The 15,650-nt window shown below is 69.4% G+C and carries 14 protein-coding genes; 9 read left to right on the top strand and 5 right to left on the bottom strand.

The annotated features are described in order from the left end of the window. Positions 1-44 precede the first annotated feature (44 nt). The 4 genes from PV396_RS13995 to PV396_RS13980 all read left to right on the top strand — a co-directional run bounded on the left by PV396_RS13995 (position 45) and on the right by PV396_RS13980 (position 4,048). On the top strand, positions 45-887 hold the full coding sequence (locus tag PV396_RS13995; protein WP_319205505.1) for an ABC transporter permease: 843 nt from the start codon (positions 45-47) through the stop codon (positions 885-887). Next, positions 863-1,633, top strand: a complete 771-nt coding sequence (locus PV396_RS13990; protein ID WP_319204343.1) for an ABC transporter ATP-binding protein — start codon at positions 863-865, stop codon at positions 1,631-1,633. The genes PV396_RS13995 and PV396_RS13990 overlap by 25 nt, the downstream gene beginning before the upstream one ends. 130 nt (positions 1,634-1,763) lie before the next feature. Next, positions 1,764-3,128, top strand: coding sequence for an LLM class flavin-dependent oxidoreductase (locus PV396_RS13985; protein ID WP_319204340.1), 1,365 nt, complete (start codon positions 1,764-1,766; stop codon positions 3,126-3,128). A 23-nt stretch (positions 3,129-3,151) separates the two neighbouring features. Continuing rightward, positions 3,152-4,048, top strand: coding sequence for a TauD/TfdA dioxygenase family protein (locus tag PV396_RS13980; RefSeq protein WP_319204337.1), 897 nt, complete (start codon positions 3,152-3,154; stop codon positions 4,046-4,048). 207 nt (positions 4,049-4,255) lie between these two features. On the opposite strand, the gene PV396_RS13975 is transcribed toward PV396_RS13980, so the two are convergent. After that, the gene (locus PV396_RS13975) at positions 4,256-4,912 is read right to left on the bottom strand and encodes a DsbA family protein (RefSeq protein ID WP_319204335.1); all 657 of its coding nucleotides are present in this window, start codon (positions 4,910-4,912) and stop codon (positions 4,256-4,258) included. Between the two features lie 137 nt (positions 4,913-5,049). Between PV396_RS13975 and pepN the strand changes: the two genes are divergently transcribed. The 3 genes from pepN to PV396_RS13960 all read left to right on the top strand — a co-directional run bounded on the left by pepN (position 5,050) and on the right by PV396_RS13960 (position 10,080). Continuing rightward, positions 5,050-7,665 (top strand): aminopeptidase N, encoded by a 2,616-nt coding sequence (gene pepN / locus PV396_RS13970; RefSeq protein WP_319204333.1) that lies wholly within the window; start codon positions 5,050-5,052, stop codon positions 7,663-7,665. A gap of 373 nt (positions 7,666-8,038) precedes the next feature. Next, positions 8,039-9,109: a hypothetical protein gene (locus PV396_RS13965; protein WP_319204331.1), complete on the top strand. Its 1,071-nt coding sequence runs from the start codon at positions 8,039-8,041 to the stop codon at positions 9,107-9,109. Positions 9,110-9,309: 200 nt separating this feature from the next. Beyond that, positions 9,310-10,080 (top strand): phosphotransferase family protein, encoded by a 771-nt coding sequence (locus tag PV396_RS13960; protein ID WP_319204329.1) that lies wholly within the window; start codon positions 9,310-9,312, stop codon positions 10,078-10,080. A 12-nt stretch (positions 10,081-10,092) separates the two neighbouring features. Here PV396_RS13960 and PV396_RS13955 read toward each other — a convergent pair whose 3' ends face one another. Together PV396_RS13955 and PV396_RS13950 are read right to left on the bottom strand one after the other, a co-directional pair. Beyond that, positions 10,093-11,232 (bottom strand): serine hydrolase domain-containing protein, encoded by a 1,140-nt coding sequence (locus PV396_RS13955; protein WP_319205503.1) that lies wholly within the window; start codon positions 11,230-11,232, stop codon positions 10,093-10,095. Positions 11,233-11,366: 134 nt separating this feature from the next. Then, positions 11,367-11,786, bottom strand: coding sequence for an ATP-binding protein (locus tag PV396_RS13950; protein ID WP_319204327.1), 420 nt, complete (start codon positions 11,784-11,786; stop codon positions 11,367-11,369). A gap of 201 nt (positions 11,787-11,987) precedes the next feature. On the opposite strand from PV396_RS13950, the gene PV396_RS13945 reads away from it, so the two are divergent. Continuing rightward, on the top strand, positions 11,988-12,869 hold the full coding sequence (locus tag PV396_RS13945; RefSeq protein ID WP_416071398.1) for a helix-turn-helix domain-containing protein: 882 nt from the start codon (positions 11,988-11,990) through the stop codon (positions 12,867-12,869). 4 nt (positions 12,870-12,873) lie between these two features. Further along, on the top strand, positions 12,874-13,086 hold the full coding sequence (locus PV396_RS13940; RefSeq protein WP_319204325.1) for a DUF397 domain-containing protein: 213 nt from the start codon (positions 12,874-12,876) through the stop codon (positions 13,084-13,086). A gap of 76 nt (positions 13,087-13,162) precedes the next feature. Here the strand turns inward: PV396_RS13940 and PV396_RS13935 are convergent, their stop codons facing one another. Further along, on the bottom strand, positions 13,163-13,783 hold the full coding sequence (locus tag PV396_RS13935; RefSeq protein WP_319204323.1) for a hypothetical protein: 621 nt from the start codon (positions 13,781-13,783) through the stop codon (positions 13,163-13,165). A 10-nt stretch (positions 13,784-13,793) separates the two neighbouring features. Then, positions 13,794-15,569 carry a TIGR03767 family metallophosphoesterase gene (locus tag PV396_RS13930; protein ID WP_319204321.1) on the bottom strand — a complete coding sequence of 592 codons (1,776 nt, stop codon included), beginning with the start codon at positions 15,567-15,569 and terminating at the stop codon, positions 13,794-13,796. Positions 15,570-15,650: the final 81 nt, after the last annotated feature.

The following is a 15,650-nucleotide window of genomic DNA, read 5'->3' as shown; positions in this document are numbered from 1 at the left end:
CCGTGACGGCCGGCGCCTCCGCCGGCCCCGAGGCCGCCGCACCGGTGGAACCCGTCGGGTCCGCCGGGTCCGTTCCGGGCGGTGCGGAGGGTGGCTCGCAGGTTCGCAGGCGGCGTCGGCTCTCCCCCGGGAAGCGGCTGCCGGCCGCTCCGCTCATCGGGCCGGCCCTCGTCATCGCCCTGTGGGCCGCCGCGTCCGCCGCCGGGCGGCTCGACCCGGCCGCGATCCCGGCGCCCTGGACCGTGGTGAAGACCGGCGCCCGGCTGTGGACCGACGGGACACTGCCGTCCGACATCCTGACCTCGGTACGACGGGCCGCCTCCGGGTTCGCGATCGGGCTGGTCGGCGGCATCCTGCTGGCGCTGGCCTCTGGGCTCAGCCGGGTGGGCGAGGCGCTGATCGACGGGACGGTCCAGCTCAACCGGGCGATCCCGGCGCTCGGTCTGATCCCGTTGTTCATTCTGTGGCTGGGCATCGGCGAGACGTTCAAGATCGCGATCATCGCCATCGTCGTCTACATCCCGATCTACCTCAACACGCATGCCGCGCTGTCCGGCATCGACAGCCGTTTCGTCGAACTCGCCGAGGTGCAGGGCCTGTCGAGGTTCCAGTTCGTCCGGCAGATCGTCGTCCCCGGAGCGCTGCCCGGATTCTTCGTGGGACTCCGGCTCGGCGTGACCGGGTCCTGGCTCGGACTGGTCGTCCTGGAGCAGATCAACGCCACCAGTGGACTCGGCTACATGATGTTCCAGGCCCAGAACTACGGCCAGAGCGACGTCATCCTCGTCGGCCTGGTCATCTACGGGATCTTCGGCCTGGTGTCCGACAGCGCGGTCCGTCTCATCGAACGGAGGGTGCTGTCATGGCGACGCACACTGAGCAACTGACGACCCGGTCCGGGTCCGCCGTCCAACTCCGGGGCCTGACAAGGTCGTTCGGCGGGCGCAAGGTTCTCGACGGGATCGACCTCGACATCCCGGCCGGGCAGTTCACGGCCCTGCTCGGGCACAGCGGCTCCGGCAAGAGCACGTTGCTGCGGGCGGTCGCCGGCCTCGATCACGAGGTCGAGGGCAGTGGTCAACTCACCGCGCCCGAGCGGGTGTCGGTGGTCTTCCAGGACTCACGGCTGCTGCCCTGGCGCCGGGTGCTGGACAACGTACTCCTGGGCACGGACGGCAAGGAGGCGGCGGCGAAGGGCCGGGAAGCCCTCGCCGAGGTGGGGCTGAAAGGGCACGAACGCGCCTGGCCCAGTGAGCTGTCCGGCGGTGAGGCGCAACGGACGGCGCTGGCCCGGTCGTTGGTCCGGGAGCCCGAACTGCTGCTCGCCGACGAGCCGTTCGGTGCGTTGGACGCGCTCACGCGGATCAGGATGCACGGTCTGCTGCGGGAGTTGTGGGAGCGGCACCGGCCGTCGGTGCTCCTTGTCACGCATGACGTGGACGAGGCGGTCGCGCTGGCCGAGCGGGTGCTCGTGCTGGAGGAGGGGCGGATCGGGCTCGATCTGGCGATCGACCGGGAGGTGGGTGCGCGTGGCGAGTACAGGGCGCTGTTGCTCGGTGCGTTGGGTGTGACCGTCGATGGGGGTGACCGTCCGCTGGGGGCTGCCGCCCCCAGGCCCCCGCGTCGGCCCTGAAGGGGCCTCGTCCTCAATCGCCGGACGGGCTGAACTACCTGGTCCTGCGTCGAGAGGGCACCGCACAAAACAGGCCTCCATGCCCGCTACCACGATTCCGCACCGGCATTCGTAAGCAAAGGAAACACCCATGACCCGCCGGCTCCACCTCAACGCCTTCCTCATGACCACCGGCCACCACGAAGCCTCGTGGCGGCTGCCCGAGAGCGACCCGCACGCCCATGTCGAGCTGAACCACTACGTACGGCTCGCCCAGATCGCGGAGCGGGGCACCTTCGACTCGCTGTTCCTTGCCGACAGTCCCCAGCTGTGGGGAAGCGTCGCGCAGCGTCCGGCAGGCGCCCTGGAGCCGCTCACCCTGCTGACGGCCCTGGTGACGGCGACCACGCACATCGGTCTGATCGCCACCGCCTCCTCGTCCTACAACTCCCCCTACAACCTGGCCCGCAAGTTCGCCTCGCTCGACATCATCAGCGGCGGCCGGGCGGGCTGGAACATCGTCACCACGGCCGGCGCCGAGGCCGCCCGGAACTTCGGGCTCGACGCGGAGCCCGCCCACGCCCAGCGGTACGCGCGTGCCGCCGAGTTCCTCGATGTCGCCCTCAAGCTCTGGGACAGCTGGGAGGACGACGCGATCGTCGCCGACAAGGCCACCGGCGTCTGGGGTGACGACACGAAGGTCCACCCGCCCCGGCACAAGGGGACGTACTTCAGCGTCGAGGGCGCCCTCAACGTGCCGCGTACGCCCCAGGGTTACCCACTGCTCGTGCAGGCGGGGTCGAGCGAGGACGGCAAGGCGTTCGCCGCCCGCTACGCGGAGGCCGTGTTCACCGCCCAGCAGACCATCGAGGACGCGCAGGCCTTCTACGCCGACCTCAAGTCCCGTACGGCGGCGGGCGGTCGCGACCCCGAGCACATCAAGGTGTTGCCCGGCATCGTGCCGGTGCTCGGCTCGACGGAGGCCGAGGCGCTGGCGAACGAGCAGATCCTGGAGGACCACATCGTGTACACGCACGGCGTTGGCAATCTGGAGAACCTGCTGAAGCTCCCCGCCGGGACACTGGAGTTGGACGCCCAGCTGCCGGCGGACCTGCCGCCCGAGAGCGCGATCGAGGGCGCCAAGAGCCGGTACACCCTGGTCGTCGAGCTGGCCCGGCGAGAGCGTCTCACCGTACGGCAGCTCATCGGGCGGCTCGGCGGCGGGCGCGGACACCGCACCTTCGCCGGGACGCCCGAGCAGATCGCCGACGAGATCGAGACCTGGTTCACCCAGGGCGCCGCCGACGGCTTCAACATCATGCCCGCGGTCCTGCCCTCCGGTCTCGAGGCCTTCGTCGACCACGTCGTCCCGATCCTGCGCGCCCGCGGTCTGCTGCGCGGCGAGTACGGGCCGCGCCAGACCCTGCGCGAGAGATACGGCCTTCCGCGCCCCGCGAACCAGTACGTCAGCCCCGCTTCCGCATCCGCCTCTGCTCCCGCTCCCGCCCTCGTCTGAGGAACTCCGAAAGGAACCCGCGCATGTCCGGCATCGAGATCCAGAAGGTCACCGCGAACATCGGCGCCCGAGTGTCCGGCGTGGACATCTCCAAGCCCCTCGACGAGGAGCAGGTCGCCGCTCTCCGTGAGGCCCTGAACGTCCACAAGGCCCTGGTCTTCGACGAGGTGAACCTCGACGACGAGGGTCAGCAGGCCTTCGTCCGCCACTTCGGGGAGCTGACCACCGCCCACCCGACCGTGCCGTCCGTCGACGGCGCGCCGAACATCCTGCCCGTCGACAGCGAGCGGGGCCGCGCCGCCAACCACTGGCACACGGACGTCACCTTCGTCCTCAACCCGCCGCAGGCCAGCACCCTGCGCAGCATCACGATCCCCGCGTACGGCGGCGAGACCCTGATCGCCAGCTCGGCCGCCGCCTACCGCGATCTGCCGGGCCCCCTGCGGCAGTTGGCCGACAACCTGTGGGCCGAGCACACCAACGACTACGACTACGCGGTGCCGGACGAGGCGCTCGACGAGCAACAGGCCGCCCAGCGCGCCCAGTTCACTTCCATCGGGTTCCGTACGGCCCACCCGGTCGTCCGGGTGCACCCGCTGACCGGTGAACGCGGGCTGTTCATCGGCGGGTTCGCACAGCGGATCGTCGGTCTGTCGGTCACCGAGTCCCGCAAGATCCTGGACCTGCTCCAGGCGTACGTCACGCGCCCGGAGAACGTCCTGCGTCACCGCTGGTCGCCGAACCAGCTCGTCCTCTTCGACAACCGCATCACCCAGCACTACGCCATCGACAACTACAACGGCCTGCCGCGCCGTCTGCACCGGGTGACCATCGCCGGTGACATCCCGGTCGGCATCGAGGGCAAGGAGAGCTACTCGATCGCGGGGGACGCCTCGCACTACACGTCTGTCGCCGCGTAGACCGGTCAACAAAAAGCCCCTCGTGCGCGTCACGCGAGGGGCTTTTTGTTGCTAGCGTGTAGTTGCAAGCTGTTCGCAATAAGAGCGGCGTGCGCAGCGTCCTACCTCGTGATCGTCTTCTCACCGAACACGACGGCAGGCGGAATGACGGACGGCCCCCGCGAGGACGTGACTCGCGGGGGCCGTCCCATGTCCGGTCCGCCCTGCCTACAGGTTGCTGAAGTCCGGGCCCGCCGTCCGCGAGCGCTTGATCTCGTAGAAGCCGGGGACCGAGGCGACCAGGAGGGTGCCGTCCCACAGCTTGGCGGCCTCCTCGCCCTTCGGGGCCGGGGTGACGACCGGGCCGAAGAAGGCGATCTGCTCGCCGTCGGCGCCGGGGACCGCGATCACCGGGGTGCCGACGTCCTGGCCGACCTTGGTGATGCCCTCCGTGTGGGAAGCGCGCAGCTCGGCGTCGAACTCGAAGTCCTCCTGCTCGGCGTAGTCGATCAGGTCGGCGGGCAGGCCGACGTCCGCGAGGGCGCCGGCTATCGACTCGAGGGTCAGTTCCTCGCCCTTGTTGTGCACGCGCGTGCCGAGGGCCGTGTAGAGCGGGCCGAGGACGTCGGCGCCGTGCTTCTGCGCGGCCGCCGTCACGACCTTCACGCCCAGCCAGGCTTTCACCTTGAGCATCTCCTGATACTCCTCGGGCAGCTGGTCGATCTTGTCCTCGTTGAGCACCGCCAGGCTCATCACGTGCCAGCGGACCTCGATGTCACGGACCTTCTCCACCTCGAGGACCCACCGGGAAGTCATCCAGGCCCAGGGGCAGAGGGGGTCGAACCAGAAGTCGACGGGGGTCTTGGTCGAGGTCGTCTCGGACATGGGTCTCCTAAGGAAGGGCGCGCTTTCAACGGGGAACGTATCCGCGCCACCATCGCATTCCCGGGTGCCCGGTGTCAGTGGTGCGTGGCAGGATCGGTGCTGGTCGGCCGTACTGATGACAATCGAGGGAGTGCTCCGTGCCCGGTGAGAATCTGTCCCGCGACGAGGCCCGGGAGCGGGCCGCGCTGCTGTCCGTCGACGGATACGAGGTGTTCCTCGACGTGCGGTCCGCCGTGGGCGAACCGGAGGGTGGGAGCGGGAACGGCGGGAGCGGGAACGGTGGGGGCGGGGGGCCTCGGACCTTTCGGTCCGTGACCACCGTGCGGTTCCGGTGTGCCGAGCCCGGTGCGGCCAGTTTCGCGGATCTGATCGCGCCCAGTGTGACCGCCGTCTCACTCAACGGGCGGGATCTCGACCCGGGGGCCGTCTTCGACGGCACGCGCATCCTGCTCGAGGATCTCGCCGCGGACAACGAGCTGGTCGTCGACGCCCAGTGCGCCTACTCCCGCACGGGCGAGGGCCTGCACCGCTTCGTCGACCCCGAGGACGGCGAGATCTACCTGTACACGCAGTACGAGCCCGCCGACTCGCGCCGTGTCTTCGCCAACTTCGAGCAGCCCGACCTGAAGGCTCCCTTCCGGTTCGAGGTGCGGGCGCCCGAGGAGTGGGTCGCGTGGAGCAACGGAGTCGGGGAACTCTCGGACGGGGTGTGGCGGTTCGCCGAGACCAAGCCCATCTCGACCTACATCACCACCATCCTCGCGGGCCCCTACCACTACGTCACCGATTCGTACTCGCGTACGTTCGCCGACGGTACGACGCTCGAGATCCCCCTCGGCGCCATGTGCCGGAAGGGCCTCGCCCCCTACTTCGACTCCGACGACGTCTTCCTCGTCACCAAGCAGGGGCTGGACTTCTTCCACGACCACTTCGACTACCCGTACCCCTTCGGAAAGTACGACCAGGCCTTCGTGCCCGAGTACAACCTCGGTGCGATGGAGAACCCGGGGCTGGTCACGTTCCGCGAGGAGTTCATCTTCCGCGGGAAGGTGACGCAGGCGGCGTACGAGCGGCGGACCAACGTCATCCTGCACGAGATGGCCCACATGTGGTTCGGCGACCTCGTCACCATGGAGTGGTGGGACGACCTGTGGCTCAAGGAGTCCTTCGCGGACTTCATGGGCGCGTTCTCGCTCGTCGAGGCGACCCGTTTCACCAACGGCTGGGTCACCTTCGCCAACAACCGCAAGGCCTGGGCCTACCGCGCCGACCAGCTCCCCTCCACCCACCCCGTCACGGCCGACATCCGCGACCTGGAGGACGCCAAGCTCAACTTCGACGGCATCACGTACGCCAAGGGTGCCTCCGTACTCAAGCAACTCGTCGCGTACGTGGGCCCGGAGGCGTTCCTCGAGGGCGCGCGGCGCTACTTCAAGCGGCACGCGTACGGCAACACGCGCCTCGGTGATCTGCTGTCGGTGCTGGAGGAGACCAGCGGGCGGGACATGGCGTCCTGGTCGCGGGCGTGGCTGCAGACGGCCGGGGTCAACTCCCTCACCCCGGCGGTGCTGTTGAGCGCGGACGGGCTGATCACCGAGCTCGCCGTGATCCAGGAGGCCGCCGAGTCGCACCCCGAACTGCGCCCGCACCGGGTGGCCGTCGGTCTCTACCGGCGTTCACCGGGCGGGGAGTTGGAGCGGTACGCGCGTGCCGAGGTCGATGTCGACGGGCCCCGCACGGTCGTCGGTGAGCTGGTCGGGAGCGAGGCGCCCGACCTCGTGCTCGTCAACGACGACGACCTGACGTACTGCAAGATCCGGTTCGACGAGGGCTCGTTGGCGACGCTGCGGGCGCACCTCGGTGAGATCACCGACCCGCTCGCCCGCGCGCTGTGCTGGTCCGCGCTGTGGAACCTGACGCGGGACGCGCTGATGCCGGCCCGGGACTTCGTCGACCTGGTACTCCGGTTCGCGGGACGCGAGTCGGACATCGGCGTCCTGCAGATGCTGCACGCCTGGGCCGGCACCGCGCTCACCCACTACGTGGCCCCCGACTGGCGGGCGGCCGGTGAACGCCTGCTCGCCGAGGGCGCGTTGAAGGAACTGCGGCTCGCCGAACCGGGCAGCCAGCACCAGCTGACGTGGGCCCGCTTCCTCTCGGCCGTGGCGTCCAGCGAGGCCGATCTCCAGCTGCTCCAGGGGCTGTTGGAGGGCACCGCGAAGATCGACGGGCTCGATGTCGACCAGGAGCTGCGGTGGGCGTTCCTGGAGCCGCTGACCTCGCACGGCGTCGCCGACGAGAAGACCCTCGCCGCCGAACTCGCCCGCGACGACACGGCGTCCGGCAAGCGCCACCAGGTCCGCTGCCTCGCCGCCCGCCCCTCGGCCGCCGTCAAGGCACAGGCGTGGGCCCAGGTCGTCGAGTCGGACGCGCTGTCCAACGCCCTCGTCGAGGCGACCATCTCGGGCTTCGTCCAGGGCTCGCAGCGGGAGCTGCTCGCGCCGTACGCGGACAAGTACTTCGCGGTGATCGAACGGATCTGGGCCGACCGCTCGATCCAGATCGGCATGGACGTCGTACGGGGTCTGTTCCCGTCCCTCCAGGACTCACCGGAGACGCTGGCGGCGACGGACACGTGGCTGACGGCTCACGAGGCCGCGGCCCCGGCGCTGCGGCGCCTGGTCCTGGAGTCCCGGGACGACCTGGCACGGGCGCTGCGGGCGCAGGCGTGCGATGGGGCGGCGGCGCGGTAAGGGGTCGGGGGGCGTCGTCGGGTGCGGGCTCGGTGGGGGCTGGTCGCGCAGTTCCCCGCGCGCCTGAAAAGCAGGGGCTGCGCCCCATGCTTTTCGGCCCGCAGGGCCGTGCTTTTGTCGTTAGGGGCGCGGGGAACCGCGCGACCGGCCCCCACCGGGCCGCACCCGACAACGAACCGAACCACCCCTCCGCCGGGTGACTTGCCCACCGAACCCACCGTTACCGAACCCGGGCACCCCATCCCGTAACCCCCGGAGGGACCAGCGTCTTTCGGCATTCGAACGCTTGCACTTTAGGGCGAGCTTGTCCTGAATTGTCGACGGGCTTGTAACGGCGGTTAGGGGACGGATCGGACACGGGAAAGTCGGAGTCATGACCCACAACACCCCGCTCTCCCCGAGCACCCGCCCCCTCCGTCACCTGTCGCACGTACGGCGCCGGGTACTGACCACCGCCCAACTGCGCGCGCACGGCATCGCGGCCGCCGAGGCCGGTGAGCAGTGCCGGCCCGGCGGGCCCTGGCAGCAGATCCTGCCGGGCGTGTTCCTGCTGCACCCGGGTCCGCCCACCAGCGAGGAGCGGCTGCACGCGGCCCTGCTGTACACAGCGAAGGAGCGGACGGCGACCGGAGTTCCGGCCCAGCCCGACTCCGAGGAGCCGTACCGGGAGCGAGGCCGTCCGGTCTACGCCGAGGCCATGATCACCGGCCTCGCCGCACTCGCCCTGCACGGGTTCGCCTCCGCGCCACCACTGCTGTCCCTCGGCACCCTCGACGTCCTGGTCCCCCGGCTGCGCCGACTGCGCTCGACGGGCTACGTACGCATCGTCCGTTCCTCCGCGCTGCCGACGCCCGAGCTGGTCGACGGGCTCCCGGTCGCCCCGGTCCCGCGCGCCCTCGCCGACGCGGTCGCCGGACTCACGGACGGGGACGCCGTACGCCGGCTGCTCACCGACGCGGTGCGCGGCGGGCACTGTGAACCTGCGGCGGTGGTACGGGAGTTGACCCAGGGCAGGCTGCTCGGGCGCCCGCATGTCGTGGACGCCGTCGACTCCCTGCTCGCCGAGGGCCGGGCGATCGCGGAAGACCGTCTCTACCGGATGGTGCGCGAGTACGGCCTCCCGGACCCCGTCTGGAACGTCGACCTGCGCCTGCCGGGCGGCCCGCACCTCGGCGGCCTCGACGCCTACTGGCCCGACCACGCGGTGGCCGTGGAGCTGGACACGCGCGCCCCGCGCCCGGTGCACGAGCAGGCGGACGACGCGCTGTGGTCGGAGTACGCCCGTAAGCGCGAGCACCTGGAGCGGCTGGGCATCACGGTCGTCCACATCACGCCGCGCAAGCTGCGCGAGGCGCTCGACCAGCAGGCAACTGTCGTACGCACGGCTCTGATGGCGTCGGGGGACCGCGAGCCGGCGGCGCATGTCATGGTCCTGCCGAGGTAGTGACGGACCTGGCAGAACCAGGAGGGGGAAGGAGGGGCCACCGGGAGACTGGGGCCCCTCCTCGTGTGGCGGATTCCAGGGGTCCTCGAGTACGTACGAGTCCTCATGGACGCATGTACCGGTCGGGACGCGCTCAGCCGGGTGAGCGCACGCGATAAACCCGGCGACGTCGGCGAGGGGCCCCGGGATACTGATCACCCATGGATGAGGTCGAGGTCGTTGTCACCCATTCCGAGCGCACGACCCTGCGCGTCGGCGACATGTACTTGAAGGTGGACGCCGATCAGGCCCGCCTCGACGTCGAGTTCGAGGCGATGTCCCTCGCACCGGTCCCGACCCCCGAGGTCCTGTGGCGCAAGCCGCACGTGCTCGCGGTCGCCGCAGTCCCGGGGACGACGCTCGGGCGCCTCGGCGGGCCGGCGACCGGGTCGCCGGCCGCGTGGGCCTCGGCGGGCGCCGCGATCCGGAAGCTGCACGACGCGCCCCTGCCGGCCCGACCGGGCCAGGCCGGCCGGAGCATCGTCGCGTTGGCGGCGGAACTCGACAGCGAGTGCGAGTCGCTCATGACGAGCGGCCTCCTGCCCGCCGACCTGGTCACCCGCAACCGCCAGGTCGCCGAGGCCGCGCTCCGGCCGTGGACTCCGGCGTTCACTCACGGCGACCTGCAGATCGCGCACGTCTTCGTCGAGGGCGACGAGGTCACGGGCATCATCGACTGGTCCGAGGCGGGCCAGGGTGATGCCCTGTACGACCTGGCCACCTTCACGCTCGGACACGAGGAGCGCCTCGACGACGTGCTCGCCGGCTATGGCGCCGGTTCTGGCACCAGCTCTGGCGTCGGCATCGACATCGACGTGATCCGGGCGTGGTGGTCGTTGCGAAGCCTGCTGATTGTCCGCTGGTTGACCGAGCACGGCTTCGACCCGTTCGCGCCGGGCTGTGAGGTCGACGTGCTGAGATCACGGATGTGAGGCTTCCCCGGCCTATTTCTGGCTGCCGCAGTACTCCGCCTCGACGACCTTCATCGGGTCGCCGCTCCAGTCGCCGTTGAAGTTGAAGGCGAGCGAATGCTTGCCGTCGGCAGTCGTGACCGCCACGGAGCTGGAGCCGTGGATGCCGCCGCTGTGGCCCCAGACGGTGACCCCGCAGCTCAGCTCGTTCTCGATGAGGCCGAGCCCGTAACGCCCGCCCACGGCCCCGGCGGCGACGGTCGTCTTCATCTCGGCGAGCTGCTTGGCCGGCAGCACCTTGCCGCGCAGCAGTGCCGAGTAGAAGCGGTTCAGGTCACCGGGGTTGGAGATGATCTCGCCGGCGGAGTTCGCCATCGAGGGGTTGAGCTCGGTGACGTCGTACACCTTGCCGCCGGCGTCCACGGCGAGTGTCGAGTAGGCGCGGCTGCCGGGCCGGGGGACGGTGGGGTCCGTACCCGGCATGTACGTGCCGTGCAGCCCGAGCGGCTTGATGACGCGCCGCCGGACCTCGTCGCCGTACGAGTTGCCGGTCACCTTCTTGATGACCATGCCGGCGATCGTGTAGTTGGTGTTCGAGTACCTCCAGTCCGCGCCCGGGGTGAACTCGGGCTCGTGGCTCATGGCGACCTTGACGATCTCGTTGGGGGTCCAGGTGCGGTACCGGTTCTTGAAGAAGCCGTCCGCGAGGAAGACCTCGCGCTGGAAATCGGTGTCCGATGTGTAGTTGAAGATGCCGCTGGTGTGGTTGAGGAGTTGACGGAGGGTGATCTTCCGTCCGTCGTGTCCGTTGCCGCGGACGACTCCGGGCAGCCACTTGTCGACGGTGTCGTCCAGCGACAGCCGCCCCTCGGCCTCGAGTTGGAGCAGGACGGTCGCGACGAAGGTCTTGGTAATGCTGCCCGCCCTGAAGTTGTCCTGGGCGCTGCGCGGCTGCTTGGTCTTGAGGTTGCCGACTCCTGCGGTGGCCTTCCAGACGCCGTGCCGGTCCTTGGCCTGGAGGGCCACGCCGGGTACGCCGTCGCTGACTGCGGCGTTCATGGCCGCGCGGGTGGCCTGGTGGCCGGCGCCCCGTTCGGCCGGTGCGGCTGCCGCTGCCGCTGTCATCGCGGGGGCGGTGAACACGCCTGCCGCCACGGCGATCGTCGCGGCCATTCCCACGAGCCTCTTGCTGCCCGGCCTCTTGTTGACTGCCATTCCGTTCCCCCTTGTTCAGGTTGCAATCGGTCGGGGGGAGGGACCCGGCGGGCGGGCGCGAGGTTGCTCGGGGTGGGCCGGTTGAGCGACTTTCAGCCGTCGCGCAGGTGGAGACGGGCGCGCACGGTCTTTCCGACGCTCGCACGCAGGTACCAGTCCAGGGAGTGGGCGAGCTGCCGTACGACGATCAGTCCACGCCCTCGCTCACTGAGGTCCCGCGACCTGACCTCGGGGAACGCGAGCACCGGGTCGGACACCTCGATGCTGAGCGCGTTGTTGTCCAACTCGACGATGCTCAGACGCAGTTCATGCCCGGGGATGCTGCCGTGCACGACGGCGTTGGCGACGAGCTCGGAGGTGACCAGAACGGCGTCTTCGATGTCGCCGGGCCAGCTCCACATGGTGAGGCGGCGACGGACGTGGAGCCGGGCGAGTCGGACGCTACGGAGGGTCATGGGGTAGCCCATGGTCCAGTCGTGGGTGAGCAGGGTTTGGGGACGGGGATCAGACATCGGTGTTCCCTTCAGCTCGGGCTTCCCAAATAGCGTGTTCTTGCTGGCAGAGCCGCACAATCGAACACGCCCAGATTATTCAGCGTCAGCAAAATTGGACTATGCCCGAATCTGAACAAGCGACTGCGCGAGCGCAACACGGGCTGTCACACTCGGTGCAGCACGAGCAACAGCAAGTACTGCGGCACGGAGGAGGTGCACATGGCGGCGAAGCGCGGGCGGACGGCCCAGCGACTCGAACTTGGGCTTCAACTGCGTCAGTTGCGCGAGAACTGCGACTGCGGCGACCGGGGAATCGGGCTCACCCGCAAGCAGGCTGTGCAGGGGCTGCGCATCTCGGAGGCGTCCCTGCAACGGATCGAGACGGGGTCCCTGAACTTCCGCTACGTGGGCGACCTACGGCGGCTCCTCACCAAGTACGGCGTCTCGGACGAGGAGGTCATCGACTCCCTCATCAACCTCAACAGGGAGTCCAACCAGCAGGATTGGCTCACGCAGTACCGGGGCTTGATGCCTGCGGGGATGCCGGGGTTCGTGGGACTGGAGCCCGAGGCCCAGGCGATGAAGGCCTACCACCCGACCCTGGTGTACGGCCTGCTCCAGACCAAGCGCTACGCCCACGTCGTGCACGAGGTGCAGAAGCCCATTGAGGAGTACACGTCGGAGTTCATTCGAAGTAGCGTTGAGCTACGGATGAAGCGCCAGGAGGTTCTCACTCGGGAGAGCCCCGTGAAGCTCCACGTCATTTTGGGAGAGGCCGCTCTGCGGTATCCGATCGGGGGCACCGATGTCATGCGCGAACAGTTCGCGCGCATTGAGGAGTTGTCGGGGTGGGACCACGTCACCGTTCAAGTACTGCCGTTCCGGCCCAGCTACCGCTCGATCAACGACTTCGCCATCCTCGACTTCGGCAACGAACTCCCGCCCCGCGTCCAGGCCGACAGCGCCTGGGGTTCCGTATCCACGTCGGACAAACCTCGCGAAGTCGACCGGTTCATCCGGCGGTTCGACGCCATGACAGCATCGGCGCTGCCACCCGAGGACACGCCCACTTTCCTGCACCGACTAGAACGAGAGCTGTAGACCCATGCATCCGCACCTCACCGCACTGGACCTTGCCCCTGAGAACGCCTGGTTCAAGTCCTCGTACAGCGATGCGGGCCAGAACTGCGTCGAGGCCAGCCACCTCGCGCCCGCCATGGGCATAGGCATCCGCGACTCCAAGAACCCCACAGGCCCCGCCCTCCACCTCACCCCCACCACCTGGACAGCCTTCGTCACGCACCTCTGCGCAGGCTGAGCAGCCAACGACCGCCGCGCCGACACGACACCCCGGCGCGGCGCCACTCCCCCCGTTCACGCCGGCGGCGTACCCCTCATGCGCCCGGCCCGGTCAGCTCGTACGGCTCGCCCAGGGGATGCGAACCGGGCCCCTTCCCTGCCATCGCGCGAACGGTGACCCGCTCGCCAGGGAAGAGGGCGAAAAGGGCGACCTGGGAAATGAGTGACTTCTGGATGGGGTCGCGGGTGGGGCCGGCTTCTGGTGCGGTGTTCTCGATGTCCAGGTGGTCGACTCCCCCGTCCACGAGCAACTCGTAGAAGCGCAGCAGTTCGTATCCTTCGTCGGCCTCGGGGCGACCGGTGAGCAGGAGTGTCTCCGACTCGCCGAACGGCACCAGAGACCTGCCGTCCAGCACGCTTGCGAGGTCCCGGGGGCTGGTCGGCTCGATTCCCATGGCGCCCCCGGACAGGTGGTCTGCCGCCGCCCAGGACCCGTCGTCCAGTCGGGTCGAGAAGTAGAGCTCCTCGGCGAAGTGGCCGTCCTTTCGCCGGTGAAAGAGCAGGACGAAGCCGAGGTCGTCGCGCATACAGATGTCGGCGACACTGACCTCGGCCCCGCTGTCGAGGCGGGTGCGCATGGTGTACGGCCCGTCGGCACCCTGCCTGTCCCTGGCCGTCAGAGCCGCACGGGCGAGTTCTGCCAGATTCCTGGGCATCGTCTTCCTTTCACCGCGTCCCCTTCTTCAACACCAACTCCACATTCCGATCCCCCGCACCCCCCGACAGATCCACCCCCGCCCCCGGCGCGTTGAACGACAGCTCCCGGTACAGGGACGCCAGGCCCGTCTGGGAGAGGTCCGTGTAGTCCGTTCTGTGGGGGGCCGCCGACTCCACCAGTGTGGTGAACAGGGAGAGCGTGCCGTCCCGGTTGTCCACCAGCTCTATCACTCGGGCCAGTTGCGGGAAGTCGATGTGCGACGCCGTCGAGATCTCCCAGAACGAGCGGTCGTCGGGGGCCGGGTGTGCCTTGATGACGTTGCGGTGGATGTGGCCGTTCACCCAGGCCAGGACGTTGCGGTGGCTCGCGAGGAGGGACACCAGGGCCGTGCCGTCGTAGCGGCGTTCGTTCGGGTGGGCCGGGTCGTGGTGGGTGTTGGTCATGGAGTCGCTGGTGTGGTGGCTGAAGACGATGGCGTACGAACCGTCCTTCGCGGTCTCGCGCAGCGTCCGGTCCAGCCAGCGGACCTGGGCCGCGCCGATCGAGCCCTGGTAGTGGCCGCCCGGGTCCGTGGTGTCGATGCTGATGCCGATGACGTCGTCCGAGATGCGGAACGTGTAGTACTGGGTGCCGGCGTCGAGGTTGGCCGTCGAGTAGCCGTGGCCGACCGGGCCCACCCCCGCGTACGCCGGGTCCAGGTGTGCCTTCAGATAGTCGGCCCGGGTGTACGGGGCTCTCTTCTCGTCCGGGGTGACCGAGCGCAGGTCGCGGGTGTGGGCCTGGATCAGCTCGCGGAAGCGGATGCCCCTCGGGTCGTCGGAGCTTCTGATCTGGTCCTGGAGTGCCTTGCTGCGTGCCGTCGGCAGATCCATCAGCTTCTTGCCGCCGACCGCGAAGTCGGTGAGGAAGGGGTCGCTGTGGGAGGCGTAGCAGCCGAGGGGGAGGGAGTCGTGGTTGCCGACCGTCGAGAACCAGGGCAGGTTCAGGCCCGGGCTGCGTACTTCTCGTATCGCCGCCTCGAGGAAGCCCTCGATGTGCGGGAAGCCCTGCTGCTTGTCGGAGTCGCGGGTGGCGGAGTCCGGCTGCCAGTAGAGCGGGAGGCCGCTGTTCTGTACGCCCTCGTAGTGGCGCGGGTCCCCGGTGTTCGGCGTCATCCGGCCGCCGCTCATCACCTTCATGAACCACTCCAGCTCGGAGTGCGCGTTGTTGTCCGTGTTGTCGCCGGTGGTCATCACGAAATGGAGCGGCGAGCCGGTGACCGGCGCTCCGCGCAACGCGTTGATCCGCTCGACGAGCGAGGTCGCGCCCTGCACCGACAAGGCCTCGTGCGGGCGCCAGGCGTGCCGGTCGGCCGAACGCATGTACTCCAGGCGCAGCGGGTGCTGTACGTCGGTCAGGTGAAGGTCCGTGAACTGGACGAAGGCCGCCATCGTGGTCCGGCGGGCGGCGCGGCCCGACTTCGGCGACGCCAGCTCCGTGCGCACCACCCGTTCCCACGCGCGGCCCTCGCCGAGCCGGCGGTAGCCGCCCGTGCCGAGGGGTGCGGAGACGCTGTTGAGGGTGGTGCCCCGGGTGAAGGGGGCGAGCGCGGCCGGCACCGCCTGGTGGGGCACGGCCGGCCGGGCCTCGGCGGCGGTGGCCTGCGTCGCCGTGGCGGCCTGGCCGGCACTGGGCCGCAGTGCGTAACCGATCCCCGCGGAGGCGGACACCGCCCCGGCCGCGGCGATTACCGTACGTCGATTGAGCCCTTGGGTTGAGCTTGCGACAGAGCGTGTGCGCGACATGGCGCGGTCTCCCCGAGTGCGAACGCGTCGGACGTGGTCATCGGGCGATCGCAGTCGCGAACGTCCCGCTCACTCTGGATG

The organism is Streptomyces sp. ME02-8801-2C (genome assembly GCF_033793965.1).
In the GTDB taxonomy this organism is placed as follows: domain Bacteria; phylum Actinomycetota; class Actinomycetes; order Streptomycetales; family Streptomycetaceae; genus Streptomyces.
The sequence above is the reverse complement of the archived record's forward strand: the minus strand, read 5'-3'. Positions and strand labels throughout refer to the sequence as shown.